Genomic DNA, 24674 nt, shown 5'->3' on the forward strand with positions numbered 1-24674 from the left:
TCCTCAATTAACGTTGCAGCTTGCTGCCTGCAGGATGGTTAGAGCCATGAATTTGGCTGTGACAGTTAAGGCAACTCTTACCGCCGCCAAAGGCATCATGACCATCTTGTGGTACTACCCGACTGGCATGGCCATCATCCATATGACACTGCTGGCAAAGCTGGGGAGCGCGGCTGCTCAGCAGTGATTCATTCACACTGCCGTGAGGGTTGTGACAACTGACGCAGTTTTCGGTGGCGGGTGCATGCTCCCATAGAAAGGGACCAAGCTTCTCTGCATGACAGCTGAAACAAGTGTCATTAACTGTGACTTGATTAAGGGCACTCTCACCCATGGAGCCGTGTGGGTTATGACAATCTATACAGGTCATATGGTCCCATTTCAGCGGATGAGACGAGCGCTTGTTCATATCCGCCTTTTTCTGAGGGTGACAACTGGTACAGGTATCGTTGACATTTTGCGGATCCAGTATCGGATCTTTGGCAATATGGATTTGGTGACAATCCGAACAGGCCACCTCATCGAGATTATGACTACTGCTGTGCCATGCCATCTGCTGTGGATCGTTATGACAGCCGAGGCAGACACTGCTTCGGCTAACAGCATCGAGCTTACTGCCTTTCCCAAAAGCTATCATGGGCTCCTTCCCGCCCTTATTGTGCTTTCCGAGGGGACCATGACAGGCTTCGCATTGCAGACCCCTCATGGGTGAGTTTGCCTGTGCCTCTTGGCCGTGGACGCCTTCGAACAATGCCATCACAGTGTTATTTTTCTTGTGGCACATCAGACAGGTATCGGCGCCTTTTTTAGAATATTTGCCTTCTGAGAATTTAGTCTCCAGCTTCTGCGTAAGCAGTTCTGTAGTTAATTGCCCCCAAGGAACTGCCTGTATAGAAAATGAGAACAGCACCGAAATTACCATCCCATAAAATATATCACCCACACGAATTCGCATCATTATCCGACCTTTTAAGCTTTTATTTATCGATCAACAGAAGATATAAAAAGAAAGATTCACTAGTATTAATACCAGTGTTTTCGACAGCAAATATATTAACCAAACTTATTTATTTCAATAAGAGATAAGTGCAAACATGATCTACATCAGTTTAAGTTGGAGGAAGTAGAAAATAAAAAAAGATTAAAAAAGCAGGAAGCCAAACTTAATTCCACAATTCAAAGAGTTTAAAGAATAAAGCAGCAAGAAGACATTACAGAGTACCACAATTAAAAAAGCAACATTAAGACCATAAAATACAACCCGAAACAACGACATACAACAAAATAAGAATTAAAAGGAATTATAAAAACTAGACTGAGCTATCAAAAAAAATAAAATCGAAGCCCGAAAAAATATATCAAAGCCAAAACTACGCACCTTGAAACACAAACAAAATAATAATTCCTCAAACATCACGCAAAAAAGAATTTATTGAATAAAACAACACAACACCAAACCATCACAGCTAAAAATTCAAAACCATATAAAGTATATACTGGCGATAATTCTTCAAATATGAGTTATTGATGAATATATTTACAACAAAAATCATGGCCATTAATTTGAAAAACTGATTATTTGAAATCACAATTAAGTATTAACAATTTCATTAAGACAGCTTTAATAATCTTTATAGACTGCCAAACTAGACGACCAAACAATGCTTCAGCTGCGATGTACACATATTCAATCGAAGATGATGATGGTTGTCAGCTCTGTGAGACTTGAAAGCTGCCAGTGCGACATAGCGCTTACCTATGCCTAACAGATTATGAGAGAGACAGAGGCATTAGCAGGGTGATCGGGCTCAGAATTATCAGAGAGGAACTCTCTGCGCTTTAAGGAGCTGAGTCTGGCTCAGAGACAGGATTAGCAGAACTTCAGCTAATGCATCTCGACGAATCTTCAAAAACAGATATGGGTGATCTGCCGCATTGCTCATTGCCATGAATTGAGGTGGGTGGGACTTGCATCTGCCCACCCGGGCGAGTCGTTAGCCAGCGTCGGCCTGATTTTCGGGAGCGGCATTGATAAAGGCATCGAGTCGATTGCAATTTTCGACGATGCGCACAATATTCGGGTATGGCGACAGGTCAACCTTAAAGCGGTTGGCATTATACACCTGAGGGACCAGACACAGATCAGCCAGAGTAACAGTGTCACCAAAACAGTACTGACCTGAGTGTTTAATCAGCTGTTTTTCCAATGCCCTAAAGCCTTCATCTATCCAGTGGTGATACCAGGCCGACTTAGCCTCATCATCGAGAGCAAGCTCTTTGGATAGATACTGCAGTACTTTAAGGTTATTAAGCGGATGCACTTCACAGGCTATAGACATCGCCATAGAACGTACTATCGCCCTGTCATGGAGATCTTGAGGAAGTAGTGCATTGTCAGGATACTTTTCATCCAGATATTCTATGATGGCGAGAGATTGAGACAAGACGACATCGGCCTCCTCTCCCTTAGAGTCACTTTCGATTAGCGCCGGCACCAATTCCTGAGGGTTTAATCCGGCATACTCAGGTTTATGTTGCTCTCCGCCATCTTTGACTAAGTGAACAGAGATCTGCTCGGCATCGAGCCCCTTATGATTGAGGGCGACTCTTACCCGGTAAGCCGCACTCGAACGCCAATATCCATAAAGCTTCAACATAGTTACTCCAAATTCGGTTTATATAAAAAAGGCCAATTCAATGAATCGGCCTTTTGAAGCAAGATGTAAATTATCCTTTATACTCGACAACTTGCTGATCGATGGAGCCAAAGATGCTCTTTTGATTATCATCGAGCATCTCAATACGGACTCTGTCGCCAAACTTCATAAACGAGGTGGACGGCTTGCCCTCTGCTATCGTTTCCAGCATGCGCGTTTCGGCTAAACAGCTTGAACCTGCGCTGCGGTCATAATTGGATATGGTTCCCGAACCGATAATGGCACCGGCCCCCAGAGGACGAGTCTTAGCCACATGGGAGACGAGTTGACTGAAATTAAATGTCATATCCACGCCCGCATTCGGGCGGCCGAAAAGCGAGTCATTGAGGTGGGTGATCAAAGGCAGGTGCACCTTAGAGTCTTCCCAGCGAGCCCCGAGTTCATCAGGCGTCACCGCAACGGGTGAGAAACTACTGGAGGGCTTGGCTTGATAGAAGCCAAAGCCTTTTGCCAGTTCACCGGGGATAAGATTGCGCAGTGACACGTCATTGACCAGCATCAAGAGTTTGATGTGCTGCTCGGCATTCTCACTCTTAACGCCCATAGGTACATCATCGGTTACCACCGCGATTTCTGACTCAAAATCTATGCCCCAATCTTCACTGGCTAACGGGATATCGGCCTTAGGCCCAATGAAACAGTCTGAGCCTCCCTGGTACACCAGAGGATCGGTCCAGAATGATTCCGGCATCTGAGCGCCACGGGCCTTACGCACCAGCTCGACATGGTTGACATAAGCACTACCGTCGGCCCATTGATATGCACGTGGCAGAGGCGATAGGCACTGCGCCTCATCAAAGTCGACGGCACTGTCTATCAAGCCATCGTTAAGCGCTTCATATAACTCTTGCAGTTGCGGCTGAAGCAGCTCCCATGCATCGAGTAGCTGCTGCATGGTATTGGCGATGGCGGGTACGGCCACCGCTTTAGATAGATCTTTACTCACTAACATCAACTGACCGTCGCGACGGCCATTGTTATAACTGGCTAACTTCATACCTGCTCCTGTGCGAAATCTCACCATACGATAGCTCGTATGTTTATCTGATTTACAGAAATACCTTAAGCATAGACAGATAGGAATAGTGTGACATAAATCACGCCGAGCACCATAAAGCGCTAAAACGTAAACAAAAAATTACACTCTATCTATCCCGCTCAAATATGGGCTTTTCACACAGTAACTGATGAAAAACCCGGCATCGATGTGGCAACAAGCTTTTACATCTATTTTTGCTTGCTGATCTTGTACTCTCTTAGTTTATTAGCAATCGCCGTATGGGACACACCCAGCTTCTTGGCTAACTGACGTGTACTCGGATAAGCCGGATAAAGCCTTCTGAGCAGACTCGACTCGAACTGCTTCATCGCCTGATCCAGGCTCCCCTCGAATTGGTGGTCGAAATAACCGAAGCCTTCGGCATAGGAGGGAAGCTTTAACTGCTCAACCGATAACTCGGCCGAACCGTCCCACATGGAAACGGCGCGAAAGATGGCGTTCTTTAGCTGTCTTACATTACCGGGCCACGCATAGTTGAGCAGGTGTTCACGACATTGAGGCGAAATACGTCTGATTGGGATAGATAATTGCTGGCTGTAATGCTCTAAAAACATCTCGGTCAAGGGGATGACATCGACCTTTCGCTCTCTAAGCGACGGCATATGAAAGCTCAGTACATGGATTCGATAATAGAGATCCTCTCTGAATTCACCCGTTTGACAGAGTTCGGCCAGGTTTTTCTGGGTCGAACAGATGATTCTGACATCGGCCCTTACCTCTTGATCCTCACCCAGGCGTCTGAAGCTGCCATCTTGCAGTAAACGCAACAGCTTTACCTGAGCGGCCTTTGACATCTCTGCAATCTCATCGAGAAAGACGGTCCCCCCCTTGCCCTCTTCGAAGAAGCCCCGTTTGACTATCTCTCCATTACTGACATAACCAAAGAGTTCCTCCTCCGCAGCACTATCGGGCAAAGCGGCGCAGTTAATAGCAATGAAAGGGTGCTCTCTGCGCATGCTCGCATCGTGACACGCACGCGCCATCAACTCTTTTCCGGTACCAGTTTCGCCGGTGATCAGTAAGGGGGCATCGAGCTGCGCCATACGCCTTGCCTGAACCAGTACCTCTTTCATCTTATCACTGGTGGCGAGCACACTCTCAAAGCCCGTTGTTTGACTCTGCAGGGCGTTAAACTGCTTACCGACTCTGGCTGGAGATTTAAGTGATACCACCGCCCCCGCCAGGATAGACTTATCATTCTCATCGGGCAGATAAATCGGCAACATCTCAGCCAGATACTCATTTTGGCCTATGTTCACCCGCGTCGCCTGGGCAAGGACCAGTGTTTCACTCAACCATCGGCTGAAGTTAAAACCCTGAACCCAGTGGTTAAGGGGTTCATCGAGTACCTCATGTTCACTCATTCCTACAGTCATGAGGGCCGACTCATTCACGATACGTACCCGCCCCTTTACATCTATAGAAAACACCGAGTCAGGCAGTGTTTTTAACAGTGTTTTCAGGGCGTAGTGCTCTTGTTCCGAAGGCATAAAGGAGACGGTACGTACATCATGAACCCCCTCGACCTTTCTGATCAAAGGCAGCAGCTCACTTAGAGTATCGAAACTCACCTCGGCAAACTGTAAGTAGAGAAACCCCTGGTTACTGGCATCGATGGCAATCAAGTTGATCCCGTAACCTTCCAAAATCATCAAAATATCTTTAGCTAAACCAACACGGTCCAAGCAACATACTTCAAGACGCATACTGAAATATTTCCCTTTATTAAGAGTATTGTTTTTATACCAATTTTATCTAATACCTGTTCATTCAGCGGGAGTTTAAAGCGCTCAAAGCAACGAAACCGGTATTAGGCTCTGAACTCTCAATGCGAAAAATAAATACAGCGAATAGAAAAGAGAGCAACTCAGGCGCTTATACCCTAGAAGGTTATTTATAATGTGGCAAGTCTTGTTTACACCAGATTGGATTAAAGTTGAAAATATCAGCAGGAAATGTACCTTTAACCTGCTGATAATTTATGGTTAAAGCTTCGTTTTACAACTGGTCGGTCTTGGCTGCCATAATGAAGTCATTACGGTGAAGGCCTTTCACTGAATGGGACCACCATGTCACGGTCACCTTCCCCCACTCGGTTAAGATCCCCGGGTGATGGAAGTCTGCTTCGGCCAGCTCCGCCAGCTTATTGGTAAATTCCATTGCCAGTTTAAAATTCTTAAACTTAAATACCCGCTCCAGCTGCATGATGCCGTCACGCACTTCTACGCTCCAATCGGGGATCATACGGATCAGTTCGGCAAGTTCACTGTCGGTCACCTTAGGGGCATCGGCCTGGCAGGCTTCACACTTCATATCGGCTAATTTAGTCATCTTAATTCCTTTACCTCTTATTTTAGTTATTGTTTTTTCTTGCCATTAAAAATACTATCCGACTTTCGACTTAGGCTCAAAAAGCGGTTCAAACAAACCTAGTTTCTTAGCCTCGCGTACGCCAGCCATGATATCCATCTTTACTATCTCATCGAGAAAATCGATGCTGTCTATGACATAATAGACAGGTTGCATAATGTCGATACGATATGGGGTCCTTAACACATCTAACAGATCGAAGGGCCTTATCTGTGGCTTATCGCCCATGGCGTATTGAGTCTCACCAGGTGAACTTAAAATACCACCGCCATAGATCTGAAGCCCGCCATCTTTGGCTCTTATCAAACCAAACTCTACGGTAAACCAGTATAACCTTGCCAGAAACACCCTATCCTCTTTACTGGCAGCCAGACCAAGCTTGCCATAGGCATGAGAAAAACGGGCGAAAGAGGGGTTGGTCAACAGCGGACAATGGCCAAAGACCTCGTGAAATATATCGGGCTCTCTCAGGTAATCGAACTCCTCTTTGCTGCGTATAAAGGTCGCAACGGGGAACTCGCGGTTAGCCAACAGCTCGAAGAAACGTTCGAAGGAGATAAGTGCCGGTACCGCAGAGGTCTTCCAGCCACTGGTCGCTAAGAGTGTCTTATCTATTTCGCCCAGCTGGGGGATCTTATCACCCGAAAGGTTCAGCGCTTTCAACCCCTGTCGGTACTCATCACATGCATACTTAGACAGATTATCCAGCTGCCTCGCATACAACTCTTGCCAGATATCATGCTCTTCTTCGGGGTAATGGATGTGACCGTTTGCATCGGGCAATCGGGCCACGTACTCAGTCATTTTACTCATGGTATATTTTAGTTATTTATGATTCCCATCTTCATAGTTGACCAAAGAGAGCTTTTTGTTAACTGCATCACAGTTTATTTTCTGCTCTCTCCAACCCCGAGAGCGTAACAAAATGCTTACAACTCCTGCTACCAATTTAGTATAAACCATAAGAAACAATAAATTATCTCGTCATCATTTATTGACGAAAACTAAGTTAGTATTAGATTTTCCTGTAAGTTCACTATTAACATGGCTTTTCCCCGTTAATTTATTAAAATATGTTTACTGAGCTTTAAGTGTATGAAAGGGAAAGAATGAAACCACACAGAATTCGTAAAGCCGTTATCCCCGTTGCGGGACTGGGAACAAGGATGCTTCCTGCCACTAAAGCTATCCCCAAAGAGATGTTACCCGTCGTCGACAAGCCCTTAATTCAATATGTGGTCAACGAAGCCATTGCGGCAGGTATCAATGAAATAGTATTAGTTACCCATGCCAGTAAAAACCCCATCGAAAATCACTTCGACACAAGTTTCGAACTCGAAGCTCAGTTAGAGCGACGTGTAAAACGCCAGTTATTGTCTGAAGTACAGTCGATCTGCCCTCAAGGGGTTACCGTTATCAGTGTGCGTCAATCTCAGGCTAAAGGCTTGGGGCACGCCATCTTATGCGCCAAGTCCGTCGTAGGCGACGCTCCCTTCGCAGTATTACTGCCCGATGTCATCGTCGATGAGGCCAGCTGCAACCTCAACAAAGACAATCTGGCGGAGATGGTAAAATTGTTTGAGCAAACCGATACCGGGCAGATAATGGTTGAAGGCGTCCCCGGTGATCAGGTTGACCAATATGGTATCGCCGATGTGAACGGAGAGGAGCTTCACCCCGGCCAGTCATTGCCCCTGGTTCAACTGGTCGAAAAACCCAGGATAGATGAGGCGCCGTCTAACCTCTCAGTTGTCGGTCGCTATATTCTTCCCGCCGATATCTGGCCGTTATTGGCCAAGACCCCTGCGGGAGCTGGCGATGAGATCCAGCTAACCGATGCCATCGCTATGATGATGGAGAAGAAAACGGTTAACGCCTACTACATGAAGGGTAAAAGCCACGACTGCGGCAATAAACAGGGTTATATGCAGGCCAGCGTCGAGCATGCCATGCGTCACAAAGAGATCGGAGACGATTTCAAGAATTACCTGAGAAAGCTGGTAGAAGACTTTGATAAGGATCTGAAATAATGACTATATTGGTCACAGGTGGGGCAGGATATATTGGCAGCCATACCGTGGTTGAACTGTTAAACTCAGGGCAGGAGGTTGTCATCATAGACAATCTCGTCAATTCGAGCATCGAAGCACTGCAAAGAGTAGAGAGTATCACAGGAAGAACGGTCACCTTCTATCAGGGCGATGTTCTCAATAAGGCGCTGCTTCAGAAAGTATTCACTGATCATCGGATCCACTCCGTCATCCATTTTGCAGGCCTTAAAGCGGTGGGTGAATCTGTAGCGCAGCCGCTGAAATACTATGAGAATAATGTCACCGGTACCCTGGTGCTCTGTGAAGTCATGGCCGAGCATGACATTAAAAACTTAGTCTTCAGCTCTTCCGCTACCGTTTATGGCGATCCTGCAACTCTTCCCATCACTGAAGATTTCCCCACCGGGGCCACTAACCCCTATGGTCAATCTAAACTCATGGTCGAACAGATTTTACAGGATCTCAACCAGTCAGATCCGAGCTGGAACATTGCAAGACTACGTTACTTTAATCCGGTTGGTGCCCACATAAGTGGCCTTATCGGTGAAGACCCCAATGATATTCCCAATAACCTGATGCCCTTTATTGCCCAGGTGGCCGTAGGCAAACGGGAAAAACTGAGTGTGTTTGGTGGAGATTATCCCACTCAAGACGGCACCGGAGTACGTGATTATATTCACGTGGTCGATCTCGCTAAGGGTCATCTGAAAGCGTTGGAAAAGCTCAAGACTGAGCCGGGGTTAGTGACCTATAACTTAGGCACAGGTCAGGGCTATAGCGTGCTCGATATGGTCAAAGCCTTCGAGAAGGCCAGTGGAAAAACCATTCCATACCAGATAGTGGCCCGCCGTCCCGGCGACATTGCCGCATGCTATGCCGCTCCTCAGAAGGCAAAGGCGGAGTTAGGCTGGCAAGCGACCCATACACTCGAAGACATGGCCGCAAGTAGTTGGAAGTGGCAATCGACCAACCCCAACGGCTACTCCAGCTAAATGATGGTTTAGTTTCCAGATAAAAAAGTAATGGTTGGTATCGCTTCCATATGATATTTACCCTGTAGGAGCGGCTTTAGCCGCGAACACTTGAGGCATAGAGATACCAGCCCTCTCTTTAAAGAGACAGGTAAATGAGTGAGATAAATCAGAGTCGTCGACGGCTGTTTAGCCGAAGAAAATCGAACGCCATCAGACCGCCGTGGAGCAGACAGGATATCGAGTTTACCGATATCTGCACACGTTGTGACAAATGTATTCAGACCTGCGAAACCCGGATTATTATCAAAGGCGATGGGGGCTTTCCCGAAGTCAACTTCGCCATAGATGAATGTACTTTCTGCAAAAAATGCGCTGATATATGCCCCGAGCCACTGTTTATAGAGACAGATAATGCTCCATGGCAGATCGCGGCCAAAATTAACGATACTTGTCTCGCCCGTAAGGAGATCTGGTGTCAAAGCTGCAAAGATGCCTGTGATCCACGCGCCATTCGTTTTATTCCGGCCATAGGCCAGGTTCCTCAACCCCAGATAGACATAGAGCTCTGTACCGGTTGCGGTGCCTGCGTCGCCCCCTGCCCCAATGGTTCAATCAGCCTACTCGATAATACCAGAGCAGACTGTTGAGCAAGAACACGCCAATACGAGCCAAAATAATGACATTGAAGTGCCAAATATTAGTGGTTTGTTTATTGTTAAATTAAGGTTAGTATCTGAATATCTCGAATCCAGCGATAAACCATTTTATTCGGAAGTAAGATATGTTCGGAAAAAAGAAAACAGCAGGACTAACCTTTGTCGCCCCGGGTACCAAGTTATCAGGTGAAAGTCACTTTGCCGGTGAGGCACTAATTGGTGGCGAGGTATTCGGAAAAATCAGCTCAACAGATAAAATTACTATTGAAATCGATGGTTATGTCGATGGAGAGCTGCACTGCGACGAGTTAAAGGTCGCAGGACACTTCAAAGGAAAGCTCAAATGCGGCAAACTCAACATCACCAGTACGGGCACCGTCGAAGGTGAGCTAACCTGTGAATCTATGGAGATCTTCGAGGGCGGTCAGTTTATCGGCATGCGCATCAAAGAGGATATCGCACTGTTAAACAGCTTAGATAGCCATGAGCCGATACAGTCTGAGATTCAAGCTAAGCTGCAGGCGAGCTAACTTATACCTTAGCCACACATCATAGAGCAGCCCTCCGGCGAACAAGGATGTTCAGCAAGCTAACTCATAACTCCGACTCTAACTCAACCGCAGCTCAGTTGCACTAATCCCCTAACTCTCTAATCTGCAAAAGATAACTCCTCAACAAGCCGATAAATTCATCTGATGTTCTGTCTAAGCAGTCGACTGGTATGTAGATATGGTAGCCCAGGTTTTTGCTGAGCATCTCGCAGCGATGACCAAACATAGCCAACACCCCCCGATATCGCTCCCCGTTTACTACCAAAGGAGTAAACTCAGAGTTCATGTAAGACTCCAGCTCATGTAGCTCCTCATCTAAGGTCACAGCTGACATGAGCAGTGGCCTTTGCTCTGTCAGTAAGCCGGTGGCAAGCCGGCCGGGAATGATATCCAGAACCGGGTTGATCTGTTTGAGTTTTATCCCAATGAAGGGAAGTTCTACCATATCTATGCCATCGACGCCTCTTGGAATATCGAAGCGCTGAACATTATCCCAGGCGATAAAAAGACTGCCTCTTCGATGGTGATAATAAAGCCCCTCCTGATTCAGCTCTAAGCTCACCTCGGGTTCGATCAGCTTAGATATACCGAGTACCGCAGATATAGCCCCCAGAGCAAAGCAGAGCATACCCGGACCAAATAACCCGGAGTTGGAAAGAAACATCCCCAGGCCAATGGTCAGTCCAAGCACTCCCAGGAAGGTCAGAGTTAAGGCATTTCGCTTAGTGTGCGAACGAATTTGTACGACTTCAATATTCAAGACAGATCCTAAAACTTTACTATCATAGATCGACTGTCTGAACGCTTTCATCCGACAGTTCGATATCTCTTTGATGTTTTATCTGAAACCATAGCTGGCCAACATACTCATGTATCGCTCTTTGTGAAGACCACAAGTTGTGTGCATCTAACCTCCACCAGTAGCCCTGCCGGGTTATGAAATCTGTAGGCGCGGCTTCAGGTTTCAATCCAGTATTTATAAATGTTGCCATTGCTCTGGGCATATGGCTGGCTGAAGTAACGAGTCTGAAAGGAGCTGTTCCCACCTCCCACTTCATAAACTGCGCCTCCTCTATGGTGTCCTTTGCCAGAGGAAAGGTGATAATACGGCTCTTAGGGATACCCAACTCCATTGCAGCCGCAGCCATCACCTCTGCCTGGGGACGAGAGTCTGTTCCGCCACTCCAGCCGCTGAACACCAACTTACAATCTCTGCCAAGCTTAAACTGACGGATCCCTTCACTTAACCTGGCGAGCGCCGTAGAGGAAAGCTGCTGAATGGCGGTTCCGGTAATTGAATCATCATGACCACTTCCCAACACCATGACCAGGCACCCCGCTTCAATAGGATGACTATTAACCGGGTACTGGCTCTCCAGCGGAGAGCTCAGAAGATTACTGCCCGGTGTGCTGCTGAGAAATACAAGTAACACAATAGCGACAGACAAGATCGAACGAACTAACTTTCTGTTACGTAATATCACCAGCGCAAATATCAGTAATAACACCAAAAGAGGCACCGGCATAAAGAGTTGAGAGATTATCTTTTTAAACCAAAACATCACATTCAAAATCCATTTTAAAATTTTCGCGGGCTAGTCTAGCATAATCACTCAGCCAATTATCATCATTACCTGAGCCTTTGTTTGTAACCGATTGCAAACAACGATGCTATCAAGAGTTCATACGGCTGCTCATACTACTGCCGATAACATCGCCCGAATAGAATAAAAGTACTTACCACAACCAGGCGGCGCCACGCACACCCGATGAGGCTCCGTACATGTTCTGCACCACAGGTGTACGGCACTCTCTGCCCAATACATATTCAGGCAACAGTCCGGGAAGCCCCGGATAAATCGCTTCGATGTTAGATACACCGCCACCGAGGACGATCACATCGGGATCCAGGATATTAATCACATGGGCCAACGAACGTGCCAGCCTGTCCATATATCGGTCAAATGCAGCCTTTGCCTGCGGATCGCCTCTCTCCATCAATGCCACAATCTCAACACCACTGCCGGCATCGCCCCCGGCAGCCCTATAATCTCTCACGAACCCGGTTCCGGAGATGAAGGTCTCGATACAATCTTGGTTACCACAGAAACAGGAGGTGGTATTGAATTCATCTTTTGTCATCCACGGCAGTGGATTGTGCCCCCATTCACCACCGATACCATTACCACCACCGTGTACCTTGCCATTAATGGCCACACCCGCGCCACAACCTGTACCTAAGATAACGCCAAACACCACCCCTTTTCCCGCTGCCGCACCATCAATTGCTTCGGAGATGGCAAAACAGTTTGCGTCGTTAGCGACCCTGACCTCTCGCCCCAAACGCTCTGCGAGATCGATATCCAGTGGGTGCCCGTTGAGCCAGGTAGAGTTTGCATTTTTAACTAACCCGGAAAAGGGGGAGATAACACCCGGGATCCCGACACCAACACTTCCTGTCTGCGCCAATATCGACTCGGCTTCATTCACTAAGCTTTCTATGGCATCCAGTGTGGCAAGATACTCTCGTGGCGTCGGGATCCTCTTACGATACAGCTCTTTTCCTTCACCATCCAAAGCAACGACTTCTATTTTCGTTCCACCAAGATCTATGCCTATTCGTAACATCGGCTCTTTTCCACTCCCGCTCAATTTTAAATCAACGCTCACCTCTCTATGGGAAGGGTACATACCACAGAGCATGAAAGAATAACTATTGCCCGCCCCGGATATGGCAACACCCACACAAAGAAGAGGAAACCAAGTCATAACAAATTTGCCACCTCCGGCTCCATTTTAATATGAAAACCATGATGCCAGGTTAATTTATTCGCCGCCTCTTTTACCATCTGTTTAAATCACTTACTATGCCGGGCAATGAGGTAAGGGATCACAGTGACATAAGGGATCACAATGAAATTTAAGATACTATCCGGATTATTTCTTTTGGGGTGCAGCTCGGCGCAGGCCGCATGGTGGATCGAACCCGATGATTTGGCGCTGCGCGCCGATATACAGCTGCTTTCAGATACAGGCGTGATAGTACAGCCTGTCACGACCTATCCGCTGATGTGGGCGGGTTTAAAAAAAGATATGGACAACGCCGATCTCTCCCAATTATCCAAGCTGCAGGCTGTGGCGTTTGAAAGAGTCATGAACGCCTACAAGAATGCTCATCGAAGCTTTGACAGCAACATAGAGGTCGCCGCAGCCACAGATACGACACGCTTTATCGGTTTTGGACAGGACTACCGCGACAAGGCTGAAACGACAGTGAATGCCGAAGTGACTAAAGAGTGGTTTAGTGGGCGAGTCTCGGCCAGTTACCACTACGATCCTATCGATGGTAATAGCGCAAGATTGGATAACAGCTTTGCAGCAGTCATGCTGGGAAACTGGATTGTCAGCGCAGGCGCGCAACAAAAGTTCTGGGGACCGGGCTGGGATACGGGGTTAATTCAGACCACCAACGCCCGTCCCATGCCGGGGGTCACTTTTAGCCGCAATAACAGTGAAGCGTTCGAGACACCTTGGCTCAGCTGGGCCGGTCCCTGGACCTTTACCACCAGCTTCAGTCAGATGGAGAGTGACCGCTATGTACCTGAGGCAAGACACTGGGGCGCACGCGGAACCCTGAGACCGATATCTAAACTCGAGATCGGTTTCTCATGGACCATGCAGTGGGGCGGCGAAGGTTACGGTAACAGCTTAAGTGACTGGTGGGACGGACTGTTTAATGGCGGCCAGGTTGAAGGCGAGCTTGAGAACGGTCAGGAAAATATGCTGGCGGGTTATGATTTCCGCTGGTCCGATACCGCTTTCGGGATCCCGTACGGGATCTACTTCGAGCGTATTCATGAAGACTATCACACCGAAAAACACAAACTCATTAACGCATCCAATATGGGCGGTATCGACTTCATGCTGAATGATATTAATACCCGTGTGTTTATCGAATATGCCGATACCACAGCCTCATGTGGCGTCGATGACAAGATATACAACTGCATGTATGAGCATGGCTTCTACAAAGATGGCTACCGTTACTATAGTAAGAGTCTGGGCAGCACCTACGACAATGACTCCCGCACACTGGTTATCGGCGGGATCACCCAACTGGGTGGCGGTCAGAACATCACCAATAAACTGAGATGGCTAAAGCTCAATGTCGACAGTAGCGATGTAGCCTCTCCAGGCGGAAACCCGGTATCCCATGGCGAGTATGAGCAGATGTATCAGTTTGACACCAGCTATCACCGCCCCTTCTATCGGGGTACCTTAAAGTTGGGTGGCACCCTGGGCTATAGCAAGTACATGACCTCAGGCGGCAACGACTGGGACGGCACCATATATGCCGGTTGGGAAAGAAGTTTTTAATCTGAAGAAGAGCCTAACACCTGAGACGCTCACCAGGTGAGCTAATCGACGCCAGCTTTGCTGACTGTATAAGCCGAGACGACACTCACTACGCGAGTTAATTGACGCCTGCATCGCTGGTTAAAAAAAGAGACTGAGCACGAATGCCAGTCTCTTTTCTTTTCCTGATAGAGCGCAGCTCATCGAATAGTCATTGCCGTCCGCGAAGCGATAGGCCAAAGGCCGTCTTCTTAACTATAACTCGGCAAAATCATCCAACGTCGTGTGTCCTCTTTTAGAGAGAAACTCGAGCAGCGCCTCTGGAGTTCGATTCAGCAGTCGCTCCTTGGGAAACTTTGCAGCCTCGATGATAGCAAGGGCCTGGGGGAACTCGCCTAAGCTGAATGCGACGTGGGAGTCCGAGCCCATCACCAATAAGCCCCCCGCATCACGAACCGCTTTTGCGATAGCGATACAATTTGCCTCACTGCCTTTTCGGGACATCTCAAACGAGGAGTTATTGATCTCCAATGCAACATCACATCGTGCAGCAGCCTCCGCCACAGCCGTAATATCGATAGGGTATGCCGGATTCCCCGGATGAGTAATGATATCGACATTGCCACTTTCTATGGTATTGATCAGCGCCTTGGTGTGGGTCTGTTTATCCGAGGGAGGAAAAACGGGTTCATGAAACCCGGCCAGCACAATATCAAGCTCTTTGAGGTAGTCACCAAAATAATCGATCTCTCCCGCATCATTTTTTATATTGGCTTCGATACCTCTTAAAATACCCACACCATCGACTATCCTGGGTAACACTCTTAAATTAACAAAATGCCAGAAATGGGGAGCATCAGCCATATCCGGGCCATGATCCGTTATCGCAAATAACTTAAGCCCCCTCTCTTTAGCCACAGCAATGTAATCATGAACCGTACTATAGGCATGGGTGGAGGCTATGGTGTGGGCGTGAGTGTCAACAGGATACTTCATAATGACTCTTCTTTATGTTGGCAGAGAAAATATCAGTATTCGGAAGTCTACGCCTTATCAGCCGCTTATCCTAGAGCTTAGATAACTAAAAAGGCGTATACATCGGCGCTATCTCTTTCAGAAACGTCATTAAATCAGACATATGAGCCATTGTTCTGGGGCTGAATATTAACTCTCAGCAGCCTCATGTAGCTCATCCCAACTCTGGCGCTTACGATAGATCGTCGAAGCACTGATATCTAACAACGCAGCGGCTTTTGGAACATTGCCATCACAACGGGCTATCGCAGCCTCGATCGTCTGCTTCTCAGACAGCCACAGAGGAATGATCGGTTCAGGTTTATCTGAACCGGGAGCAGGTGATTGCGCCTCCGGCTCACTCACCGACTCGACATCACGGGGCGTGATAGACTCATCGGCCCCCCCCTTGGAAACCGCAGGGACATTAGCGCTTGTCATGGCGACAACTGACTGGGTTTGAGTATCGGGCAGTGACTGCAGCAGTGGGGGTAACATCGACTCATCGACTATATCGGAGGCATTTAACACAACCACTTGTCGTATCACATTTTGCAGCTGGCGCACATTGCCGGGCCAGGAGTAACTTTGAAGCAGCTTTTTAGCTCCGACAGAGAAGCTTTTAAACTCCTTCCCCTCCTCAAGGTTGTACTCTTTCAGTAATTTATCGGCCAGTAACAACACATCTTTGCCCCTCATTCTCAGGGGAGGGAGCTCAACAGGGATCACATGAAGCCGATAGAAAAGATCTTCCCTGAATCTGCCCTGCTTGACCTCCTCCCAGGGAACTCTGTTGGTCGCGCTCACAAAGCGGACATCGACCCTCTCCTCCTTCGTTCCTCCCACCTTCTGAAAAACGCCTGTCTGGATAAACCTCAATAACTTGCTCTGAAGCTCAAGATCCATCTCACAAATTTCATCGAGGAAAAGTGTTCCCCGATCCGCACGACTCGCGGCTCCCTCTCTGTTCGCCACGGCACCGGTGAATGCACCTTTTGTATGCCCGAATATCTCACTCTCGATAAGGTCTTTAGGGATTGAGGCACAATTTAAAGCCACAAAGGGTTTATCACTACGGTTACCCGCATGGTGTATCGCCTGGGCACAAACCTCTTTACCTGTGCCACTCTCTCCGACGATAAAAACTGAGGCTTTACTGTTAGCCACACAATCTATGGTCTTATATACCGTCTGCATGGCAAGGGACTCTCCCACAAAGCCCATGTAGTTCTCTTTTGGTAGGCTTTTCTCATAACTTTCGACTAAGTTAACAAGTTGGCGCTGTTTTAAGGCGTTTCTCACTGTGATCGAAAGCCGCTTAGCATCGAAAGGCTTAACCAGAAAATCAAATGCCCCGCTCTTCATCGATTCTACCGCCAGGTCTATCGTTCCATGGGCGGTTATCATGATAACTGTGATGCCGGGATAGCTGGACTGGACTTTTTGCAGTATCTCCATTCCCGACATATCGGGTAACTTGATATCTAATACCAATAGATCCGGTTGCCATTGAGCTAACTCGGTTAAGGCATCCTCTCCGTGATTGACATGAGTAACCTTTGCACCTTCGGAGCGTAAGTATTCGGTATAAAGCGCGCCCAGCGACATGCTGTCCTCAACAAGTAACGCTGTAAAAGATTGATTAACTTCCATATTTAACATCACCTATAATAAAAAACCGAACAACTTAATGACCGGAGAAACCTTTACATCGAATTCCCTGTCAGGCCGCAAAGCGTGCTTTAAAGGCCTTTATCGTCTCTTGTCCCACCAGCTGAACTTCGCTCATATATGACTCGACTTCCTCTTTATCTTGCTCTCTGGCGCTCCTCTCAAGACTTTTGGCCACCTCATACAGGGCCTGGGCACCAAAGCTACCTGAACTGCTTTTTAGCGTGTGTGCCTGATTATCAATTTCAGTAAAATCCATCGGATGCATCAAAGAGTTAAGTGTTTCCAACCTTTCATTGGTCTCCTGAAGGTATACAGTAAACATCCCCTTCATAGACTCAACACCTAAAGCCTCGGTAAGCTCGGCAAGTACTGATTCATCAAACAGTGTCTGTAGAGCTAGCTCGTCGCCATCGGTAACATTATCCCGTGTTTCACTGTCCGTTTTAATGACCATTAGCCCCCCACTCGACGTATCATTATCCAAGTGTAATTGGCCCCCCTCATCTTCACAACTTTCCGGGGTAAGTTTCGCCCTGCCTTCTATAGCAGTACTTTCGAGTCCGGTAACTTCCGGTAACCATTTATTAATTATTCTCACTAAATCAAGCTTATTTACAGGTTTAGGAACAAAATCTTTCATCCCGGCCGACAGGCAGTTTTCAATATCCTCCGGCTGTACATTAGCTGTCATGGCCAGAATAATGGTACCGGGTTGATGCAATAGAATATTTTTAGTCGCTTCAACACCATCCATCTCCGGCATTCGCATATCCATCAAAATCAAACCATAGTTCTTTTGAGCCGCCATATTAACGGCCTCGCTACCATTATTGGCATACTCCACTTCGAAACCGGATTTGGTCAACATTGCACCGGCAACAACTTGATTCGAAGGACTATCCTCGGCCAAAAGCAGTAGCTTATTCTTAGTCGTGAGATCCGGAAGCATAGCTTCACTTTCGCCCTTGTGTTGGTTATTAACATCATCACCACTCAATAACCCCAGCATCATCTCACGACTCAAGGGTTTGTTTATCATCTGATCCAGGCCAATATCTGACACCACACCCGACATTTCAGGCCTTAATTCAGACATGAGTATCGCAATTGCCCCCCCTTCAAACAGAAAATCCCGCTTAAGGAGGTTGGTTAACTTCAAACTTAACTCAGACAAACCGGTATCATCGATCAAGATAAGGTTAAAGCGCCCCTTCACCTCTGCGGCACTGAGGATATCGCTAACCCGGCTGACATTAACGCTAGTCACCCCATACTGGCTATATTGCTTGCTTACCAGGTGGGCGACGGTTTTATCTGGATGGACCAGTAACACTCTGGCATGAGCAGGCAGATGAACAAGTGGATTTAATTGCCGCTCCTCAAGTTTTAACAAAACATCAAATCTGAAGCAGCTTCCGTGTCCAAGACGACTACTTAACTCAATCCGCCCTCCCATCATCTCGATAAGCTCGGCGCAGATAGCTAAGCCCAGTCCGGTTCCCTTGTAATTAGTGTTATGTTGGTCATGAACCTGGCTAAACTCCTTAAACAGTTTCTTTTGAGCCGCCATGCTCACACCAATACCTTCATCGGTGACGGCACAATAAAGCTGCACCTCTTCGTGATGACTATCAGGGATCCACATCTCTACCGAAACGCAGCCAGCAGTCGAAAACTTTATGGCGTTATCGACAAGATTATGAATAACCTGACGTAAACGTTGTGCATCACCTTTTACAAACTCAGGCACATTGCGATTGATAAAACATGCGAGATTGACCCCCTTTTCGTGAGCCTTAGGGGCCAATATCCGCATTACCTGAGCCACAAGCTTCGCCGGTGAAAAGCTAACACTCTCCAATCTCATCTGCCCGGCCTCAATCTTTGAAAAATCTAAAATATCATTAATGGTGCTGAGCAGTGCGGTACCGGCTTCTTTTGCCGTATGAGCATAGATGCGCTGTTCCTTATTCAGCTGTGAATCGAGCATCAGTTCGACACTTCCTAAAACCGCATTAAGGGGAGAACGGATCTCATGACTCATAGTTGCCAGAAACCTTGACTTAGCCTTACTGCCCGACTCGGCTTGATCTTTTGCCTGTTTTAACTGAGTCTCATACTCGATTCTCTTCGAAATATCATGCAGAAAAGCGGTCAGTAAGATCTCATCCCCCAACTGCACGGGGATCATCTTCATCTCAACAGGAAATGCGCTGCCATCGCGCTTGACAGACATCACCTCGATGCTTTTCTTTATGGCAGGCCCCTCGCCGGTTTGCCTGAAAAGCTGCAGCCCCTGTTTAAAACTTTTTCTCTCAATATCGGTAAAAATAAGATCTTCGAGGAGTTCACCTAAGGCCTGCTCACGTCTGTGACCGAATAACTTACAGGCTGCATCATTAAACTCCTGCACTCTTCCGGTGATATCTATGGTGATCAGGGCGTCCTGACTGGCTTCAAGGGTCGCCAACAAGATGGTCTCGGTACGCAGCGCTGCCACCTCTTTACGCTTAATATCACTTAAGTCTTTCACCAGTCCCAATAACATAGTTTCATTTTCGATAGTCATCCTGGAGACCGACAGCTCAATCGGAAACAACTTACCGCTCCTGTTTTGCGCCATGAGCTCTCTTCCGTTACGGGCGTCGCGGCCTGAGCGAATAAACCTTTCCAGAAAACTACCATGCATATGCCGTTCATGTGCCGGCATAAAAATGGAGACATTCTCCCCTATCAACTCATCGAGTTTGTAACCAAACAGACGGCAGACCGCGCTGTTAACCTGAGTGATAACTCCGGCAGTATCGACGATGATAAAGCCATCTACCGCAGTTTCTAAAATCGTACTCAGACGGGTGTTGGCACTTTCAAGCTCGCTCCTGTTGCTCTCGACCTTCTCAATCATCCGGTTAAAAGCAAGGGTTGTTTGACCTATCTCATCCGTTGCGGTCACGGGGATCTGTATCCCCGTCTCTCCCCTTAAAATACGTTTAGAAGCCGTTTTAAGTTCACTCAGATTGCGGGTCAGGTAGTGCCCCAACAGCCACGAAAAAAGTGCAACCAGCAGCATCTCTAAACCGGCAATAGAGAAAAAGCGGGTTGTCGCGCTCATCAGGAACTGATCAAACTCATTCACACCGACACCAATTTCAACCCGCCCGAATATATACCCGGACTCCATAATATCGGCTTCGACATCCAATACCCCATCATCGACGCTGGATATCCCCAGATCACGACCGGCTTCAGCCTTCATAGGTTCGCCGGATTGCACTTCTCCAAGCCGGACCAGGAGTGAGTTTTTATCATAGACGTTGACATACAATACTTGCGTATTTGCCAACAACTCATTGGCTAACACCTGCAGGGTAGAGACATCGGTGCTGATCACCGCATCTTTTGCTGCTGCGGCAAAGAGCGTCACGATTGAATCGGCGCGTTTCTCAATTTCAGCCTCATTTGAGCTTCTCAGGTAATCCACACTGGTATATACCAACAGCAGCAGTAAAACCCCCTCAATGAGTGCAATGCCGAGTACCGTTTTTAATCTGAAAGACACTAGTTTTCTCCTTTGGCTGAGGAGTTATCCGCTTCATTTTGAGCTGCCAGTGGCTTTTTAAATCCACCTAAACCCAGCGCTCTTACATCGTCCCAATCGCTGTTTTTGGCGGCCTCAAAACTATTAAGCCCTAAGGTATTTAGCACTTCTCTCCCCTGAGGAGATGATGATAATTCGACAAAACCTTGCCTCAACTCATCGACTATCTCAGCCGGAACCCTGGGATGAACGGCGATGGCATGGGGGGTATAACCAGGAGTCACCCACAACACCCGTAGCTGGCTTGTCGTGGCCATGTCCATTGTCTTGAAGGTTCTTTTAACCCCCCCTCCGGCGTCGGCCAATCCCTGCGCCACCGCCAGATAAACAGAATCATGTGAACCGACATATCTGTTCTCGTTCTCTAAGCCTCTCAGTTTCAGGTTTGCTCTGGGAAGTACGCTGGCCGCAAATGCGGCAGGCGCAGGAAACGCAACTATTTTTCCCGACAATTCATCCAATGATTGGATAGGTGAGTCATGCCTGACAACGACAATGCCCTTTATCTTCTTATCCTTCTGCTTGACTAAGGCCCGATACCCCGGATTTTTGCTAAATACAGTGTAGTGATATGGGTTCATATAGGCGACATCATACTCCCCGGAGGCGAGCCTCCTCTCGAAGGTAGGAATATCCGGCGCCGTTGCAAAACGCACTTGAATATTTGTATTTTGCGATAACTCAGAGAGTACCGGAGACCATAACCGGGCAAGTGTACTGGCAGCCTGCTGAGGAACCACGCCAAAGGTTATCGTCCGTGAAGCATCTAACTTATTGGTATAAATTGATTTATCATTGCCCGCCCCATAAACACTCAGACTAATACTTAACACTGAGGATAGAAGCAGGAGATGTAATTTCGACCAAGACATTTTCATTTTGCATATCCTTAGCTGTCTGTATCCCTATACTCAGGCAAAGCTTATGCCAGAACAGCACTAAGCCTTAAACATCGACATGAACGCCTCTCATTAAGGGATCGCTCACCGGAAAAGCTGAACCCGGTTATAAGAGTACAAAGAGTGCAAGCGCTCGATATGAAACAGCAGGCTTATCTAAAAAGATAAGCTAAATCCAGAAGTTAATAGCTAAGCTTTTACCTAATATGAATGAGGTGTTTGCATTTTGCAATAAAGCCTCAGCTTTCACCTCTTCGCTATGTGCCGGAATGATAACTGCTAGAATTTTTTACCGTAAATACAAAGCAGTAAATAATTCCCTTCTCAGAAGGCATGCACCTTGCTTATCTCATCTGGTATCAAAACTTGATGAGTGAGAAATATGATAATGGTTATGGAAGAGTCTGCGACTACATTTCAACTTCAAACCGAAGATCTCTCCATTCTCGTGGTTGAAGATACCGAAAGTGAACGTTGTTTTATCAAGCAGTTATTGAAAAGTATGGGGATAAAGGTTTCAAGCTGCAGCAGTGGCGAGGAGGCGATCGAATTCTTCCGGCAAGAGCAAGCCGACATCATCATCAGCGACTGGCGGATGCCTGGGATCAGCGGGCCTGAGCTCTGTAAATATCTCAAAGAGATGAACCCAAGCCTTTACATTATTCTGCTGACAGCAAATAACCAAACAAAACATACCGTTATTGGCATAGAATCCGGCGCCGATGACTTCCTGACCAAACCCTTTATCCCAAGCATACTTAAGGCCAGGGTATTAGCTGCTGCGCGCATAGTAAGCATGCAACGTCAGCTGAAAAACAGAAACAGTGAGCTCAGCAGGTCATTGACAAAGGAGCAGGCATATCTACACCAGATACAGAATGATATTGATAGCGCAGCCAGGCTGCAGGGTGCGCTGCTTCCGCCCTCGTGCACACTTCAGAACGGCTGGAAACTTGCCACCCAATTTCAGCCGGCACAAGAACTGGCCGGAGATATCTTTCAATGCTTAGAGATCGATGACTCTCATCTGGGTTTTTATCTTTTAGATGTCACAGGGCATGGAATCGCCGCCTCGATGCAGAGCTTTACCCTCGCACAAAGATTAAATTGCAACAGCTGTGACTGGGCAAGCCTGGACCCCGCACTTATCGTCAACCAATTAAACGCTGACTTTGAAGATCCTGAGCATTCAGGCAAATTTGCCACCTTAATTCTCGGAGTGGCCAATACAGTAAGCGGCAGAGTTAAATTAACCGTTGCCGGTCACCCGCTTCCCATACTGCTTAGCGGAGAAAAGGCAGAGCTGGTGAAACTGACTTCCGGCATACCCTTGGGCATAGACAGTAACTACCGATATGAGTTCGACACCTTTAACCTGAAGCCGCAGCAGAGCCTGCTACTCTATTCTGATGGTTTATATGAGTGCCGGCACCCAAGCTTTGGTGAGTTTGGACAACAGAGACTAATCAAGAGCTGCTCCAAGGCACACCAACTCGAACCCGAATCTTTACTTCACTACCTGTCTCACTCCCTCGACCTTTGGCAGCAGAAAGTCCCTCAGGATGACATCTCTATGATGCTGCTCTGTGTACCAAATCTTTCGGGCGCTGAAACAGATGACGAAAAGGGCCAGGGTGACAAGCCTGACTCGGGAAAAGGTTGCGCAAATAACCTCTCATGGGTCGATACGCCTCTGCCATTGAGTGACCAGCTTCTGATCGAGGGGGAACTGATTGATAGTGAACCAATAGTGGCTGAGTTAACCAGGCGCAGATATCCGAAAAATAAAATGAGCGGTGAGTCAATTAACAGTAACTAAACAGAAAATATTGAGTTTGTACCGGAGGGTTTATGAATAGTATTCAATTAAATTTATCTCAAAGTGTCTGGAGCAGTAACTTACTGTGTCAGGAGTTGGAGCAATTTCTGCAGCAAAACAGCGTACAGATCCAACAGAGGTTTAAAGTGATCACCTGTATACTCGAAGCACTATCCAATGTTCTCGAACATACGGATAACCAAGTCGAAGACATTGTCATCATCATGCATTGTAACCAGGATCGCATAACCGTAGATCTGTTAGATAAAGCCCCCTATTTGCCTATGGGCGATCAGGTTGAATGCCCCTCTCCCTTCTCTATCTCAGGCCGAGGGCTATGGATCATTCAAAACTGGATGGATCAGGTCAGATATCAGGCATCCGTTGCCGGCACACACCTTAGGTTAAGTTTATTGAGGAGTTAATATAGGACCGGCTTTAGCCGGGAATGATTAGATTCCTTGAATAAAAATTCGCGCCTAAAGTGCGCTCCTACGAAGAAGGGGGGAGATTGGAAAACAATAGTGTAGGACCGGCTTTAACCGGGAATGATTAGATTCCTTGAATAAAAATTCGCGCCTAAAGTGCGCTCCTACGAAGAAGGGGGGAGATTGGAAAACAATAGTGTAGGAGCGGCTTTAGCCGGGAATGATTCGATTCCTTGAATAAAATTCGCGCCTAAAGTGCGCTCCTACGAAGAAGGGGGGATTGGAAAACAATAGTGTAGGACCGGCTTGAGCCGGGAATCGCTCACCCCATGATAAAAAGCTTCATGGCTGAAGCCCACTCCTACAGCGGCTAAAGCGCTAATATGTGTAAACACCTCCTTTGCATTCTGCCTCGCAATTTCATTTTCCGCTTTAAACACCATGCTAATTAAACTGCCTCCCTATATTTACCCTTTTAATTCAACAAGATAAATATTGGCCTGAGTT

General features: G+C 47.3%; 20 protein-coding genes. 7 read left to right on the forward strand and 13 right to left on the reverse strand.

Features of this window, described 5'->3' with window-relative positions; translation table 11 throughout:
* Nucleotides 1-7: 7 nt before the first annotated feature.
* From Q1B47_RS07440 to phhA, 6 genes are all read right to left on the reverse strand, one after another.
* Entirely contained in the window at nt 8-955 is a 948-nt protein-coding gene (locus Q1B47_RS07440; RefSeq protein WP_299791901.1) for a DmsE family decaheme c-type cytochrome, read from the reverse strand.
* 1039 nt (nt 956-1994) lie between these two features.
* Nucleotides 1995-2654, reverse strand: coding sequence for a maleylacetoacetate isomerase (maiA, locus tag Q1B47_RS07445; protein ID WP_299791904.1), 660 nt, complete (start codon nt 2652-2654; stop codon nt 1995-1997).
* A 73-nt stretch (nt 2655-2727) separates the two neighbouring features.
* Nucleotides 2728-3714, reverse strand: coding sequence for a fumarylacetoacetate hydrolase family protein (locus Q1B47_RS07450; protein ID WP_299791066.1), 987 nt, complete (start codon nt 3712-3714; stop codon nt 2728-2730).
* A gap of 230 nt (nt 3715-3944) precedes the next feature.
* Nucleotides 3945-5483, reverse strand: a complete 1539-nt coding sequence (gene tyrR, locus Q1B47_RS07455; protein ID WP_299791069.1) for a transcriptional regulator TyrR — start codon at nt 5481-5483, stop codon at nt 3945-3947.
* 292 nt (nt 5484-5775) lie between these two features.
* Complete coding sequence (locus Q1B47_RS07460) at nt 5776-6108, reverse strand: 4a-hydroxytetrahydrobiopterin dehydratase (RefSeq protein ID WP_299791071.1); 333 nt, start codon at nt 6106-6108, stop codon at nt 5776-5778.
* Between the two features lie 54 nt (nt 6109-6162).
* Nucleotides 6163-6960 carry a phenylalanine 4-monooxygenase gene (phhA, locus tag Q1B47_RS07465; protein ID WP_299791073.1) on the reverse strand — a complete coding sequence of 266 codons (798 nt, stop codon included), beginning with the start codon at nt 6958-6960 and terminating at the stop codon, nt 6163-6165.
* A 296-nt stretch (nt 6961-7256) separates the two neighbouring features.
* Between phhA and galU the strand changes: the two genes are divergently transcribed.
* From galU to Q1B47_RS07485, 4 genes are all read left to right on the forward strand, one after another.
* Entirely contained in the window at nt 7257-8177 is a 921-nt protein-coding gene (galU, locus tag Q1B47_RS07470) for a UTP--glucose-1-phosphate uridylyltransferase GalU (RefSeq protein WP_299791075.1), read from the forward strand.
* Entirely contained in the window at nt 8177-9190 is a 1014-nt protein-coding gene (gene galE, locus Q1B47_RS07475) for a UDP-glucose 4-epimerase GalE (protein WP_299791077.1), read from the forward strand. Before galU ends, galE begins: the two co-directional genes overlap by 1 nt.
* 134 nt (nt 9191-9324) lie before the next feature.
* Nucleotides 9325-9819, forward strand: a complete 495-nt coding sequence (napF, locus tag Q1B47_RS07480; RefSeq protein ID WP_299791079.1) for a ferredoxin-type protein NapF — start codon at nt 9325-9327, stop codon at nt 9817-9819.
* Between the two features lie 134 nt (nt 9820-9953).
* Nucleotides 9954-10358: a polymer-forming cytoskeletal protein gene (locus Q1B47_RS07485; protein ID WP_299791082.1), complete on the forward strand. Its 405-nt coding sequence runs from the start codon at nt 9954-9956 to the stop codon at nt 10356-10358.
* A 103-nt stretch (nt 10359-10461) separates the two neighbouring features.
* On the opposite strand, the gene Q1B47_RS07490 is transcribed toward Q1B47_RS07485, so the two are convergent.
* The 3 genes from Q1B47_RS07490 to mak all read right to left on the reverse strand — a co-directional run bounded on the left by Q1B47_RS07490 (nt 10462) and on the right by mak (nt 13007).
* Entirely contained in the window at nt 10462-11139 is a 678-nt protein-coding gene (locus Q1B47_RS07490) for a DUF2982 domain-containing protein (RefSeq protein WP_299791085.1), read from the reverse strand.
* Between the two features lie 22 nt (nt 11140-11161).
* A complete protein-coding gene (locus tag Q1B47_RS07495) occupies nt 11162-11941 on the reverse strand; it encodes an ElyC/SanA/YdcF family protein (RefSeq protein ID WP_299791088.1) in 780 nt (259 codons plus the stop codon).
* A 175-nt stretch (nt 11942-12116) separates the two neighbouring features.
* Nucleotides 12117-13007, reverse strand: a complete 891-nt coding sequence (mak, locus tag Q1B47_RS07500) for a fructokinase (RefSeq protein WP_299791907.1) — start codon at nt 13005-13007, stop codon at nt 12117-12119.
* A 285-nt stretch (nt 13008-13292) separates the two neighbouring features.
* Between mak and Q1B47_RS07505 the strand changes: the two genes are divergently transcribed.
* Nucleotides 13293-14756 (forward strand): capsule assembly Wzi family protein, encoded by a 1464-nt coding sequence (locus tag Q1B47_RS07505; protein WP_299791091.1) that lies wholly within the window; start codon nt 13293-13295, stop codon nt 14754-14756.
* A 234-nt stretch (nt 14757-14990) separates the two neighbouring features.
* On the opposite strand, the gene Q1B47_RS07510 is transcribed toward Q1B47_RS07505, so the two are convergent.
* The 4 genes from Q1B47_RS07510 to Q1B47_RS07525 form a co-directional block, all read right to left on the reverse strand.
* Complete coding sequence (locus Q1B47_RS07510) at nt 14991-15731, reverse strand: phosphatase (protein ID WP_299791094.1); 741 nt, start codon at nt 15729-15731, stop codon at nt 14991-14993.
* A 168-nt stretch (nt 15732-15899) separates the two neighbouring features.
* A complete protein-coding gene (locus Q1B47_RS07515; protein ID WP_299791097.1) occupies nt 15900-17402 on the reverse strand; it encodes a sigma-54 dependent transcriptional regulator in 1503 nt (500 codons plus the stop codon).
* Nucleotides 17403-17472: 70 nt separating this feature from the next.
* Entirely contained in the window at nt 17473-20982 is a 3510-nt protein-coding gene (locus Q1B47_RS07520; protein WP_299791100.1) for a PAS domain S-box protein, read from the reverse strand.
* Nucleotides 20982-21899, reverse strand: coding sequence for a phosphate/phosphite/phosphonate ABC transporter substrate-binding protein (locus tag Q1B47_RS07525; protein ID WP_299791103.1), 918 nt, complete (start codon nt 21897-21899; stop codon nt 20982-20984). Before Q1B47_RS07525 ends, Q1B47_RS07520 begins: the two co-directional genes overlap by 1 nt.
* A gap of 403 nt (nt 21900-22302) precedes the next feature.
* On the opposite strand from Q1B47_RS07525, the gene Q1B47_RS07530 reads away from it, so the two are divergent.
* Both Q1B47_RS07530 and Q1B47_RS07535 read left to right on the forward strand, forming a co-directional pair.
* Nucleotides 22303-23739, forward strand: a complete 1437-nt coding sequence (locus tag Q1B47_RS07530; protein ID WP_299791106.1) for a SpoIIE family protein phosphatase — start codon at nt 22303-22305, stop codon at nt 23737-23739.
* A gap of 32 nt (nt 23740-23771) precedes the next feature.
* The gene (locus Q1B47_RS07535; protein WP_299791109.1) at nt 23772-24164 is read left to right on the forward strand and encodes an ATP-binding protein; all 393 of its coding nucleotides are present in this window, start codon (nt 23772-23774) and stop codon (nt 24162-24164) included.
* Nucleotides 24165-24674: the final 510 nt, after the last annotated feature.

This window comes from uncultured Shewanella sp. (assembly GCF_947501225.1).
Lineage (GTDB): Bacteria > Pseudomonadota > Gammaproteobacteria > Enterobacterales > Shewanellaceae > Shewanella.

What these genes read in the sequence shown, in the direction of transcription:
- Q1B47_RS07440 (WP_299791901.1), bottom strand. Translation starts at nt 955, where the DNA reads ATGCGAATTCGTGTGGGTGATATATTTTATGGGATGGTAATTTCGGTG.
- Q1B47_RS07450 (WP_299791066.1), bottom strand. Translation starts at nt 3,714, where the DNA reads ATGAAGTTAGCCAGTTATAACAATGGCCGTCGCGACGGTCAGTTGATG.
- tyrR (WP_299791069.1), bottom strand. Translation starts at nt 5,483, where the DNA reads ATGCGTCTTGAAGTATGTTGCTTGGACCGTGTTGGTTTAGCTAAAGAT.
- Q1B47_RS07460 (WP_299791071.1), bottom strand. Translation starts at nt 6,108, where the DNA reads ATGACTAAATTAGCCGATATGAAGTGTGAAGCCTGCCAGGCCGATGCC.
- phhA (WP_299791073.1), bottom strand. Translation starts at nt 6,960, where the DNA reads ATGAGTAAAATGACTGAGTACGTGGCCCGATTGCCCGATGCAAACGGT.
- galU (WP_299791075.1), top strand. Translation starts at nt 7,257, where the DNA reads ATGAAACCACACAGAATTCGTAAAGCCGTTATCCCCGTTGCGGGACTG.
- galE (WP_299791077.1), top strand. Translation starts at nt 8,177, where the DNA reads ATGACTATATTGGTCACAGGTGGGGCAGGATATATTGGCAGCCATACC.
- napF (WP_299791079.1), top strand. Translation starts at nt 9,325, where the DNA reads ATGAGTGAGATAAATCAGAGTCGTCGACGGCTGTTTAGCCGAAGAAAA.
- Q1B47_RS07485 (WP_299791082.1), top strand. Translation starts at nt 9,954, where the DNA reads ATGTTCGGAAAAAAGAAAACAGCAGGACTAACCTTTGTCGCCCCGGGT.
- Q1B47_RS07495 (WP_299791088.1), bottom strand. Translation starts at nt 11,941, where the DNA reads ATGTTTTGGTTTAAAAAGATAATCTCTCAACTCTTTATGCCGGTGCCT.
- mak (WP_299791907.1), bottom strand. Translation starts at nt 13,007, where the DNA reads ATGTTACGAATAGGCATAGATCTTGGTGGAACGAAAATAGAAGTCGTT.
- Q1B47_RS07505 (WP_299791091.1), top strand. Translation starts at nt 13,293, where the DNA reads ATGAAATTTAAGATACTATCCGGATTATTTCTTTTGGGGTGCAGCTCG.
- Q1B47_RS07510 (WP_299791094.1), bottom strand. Translation starts at nt 15,731, where the DNA reads ATGAAGTATCCTGTTGACACTCACGCCCACACCATAGCCTCCACCCAT.
- Q1B47_RS07515 (WP_299791097.1), bottom strand. Translation starts at nt 17,402, where the DNA reads ATGGAAGTTAATCAATCTTTTACAGCGTTACTTGTTGAGGACAGCATG.
- Q1B47_RS07525 (WP_299791103.1), bottom strand. Translation starts at nt 21,899, where the DNA reads ATGAAAATGTCTTGGTCGAAATTACATCTCCTGCTTCTATCCTCAGTG.
- Q1B47_RS07530 (WP_299791106.1), top strand. Translation starts at nt 22,303, where the DNA reads ATGATAATGGTTATGGAAGAGTCTGCGACTACATTTCAACTTCAAACC.
- Q1B47_RS07535 (WP_299791109.1), top strand. Translation starts at nt 23,772, where the DNA reads ATGAATAGTATTCAATTAAATTTATCTCAAAGTGTCTGGAGCAGTAAC.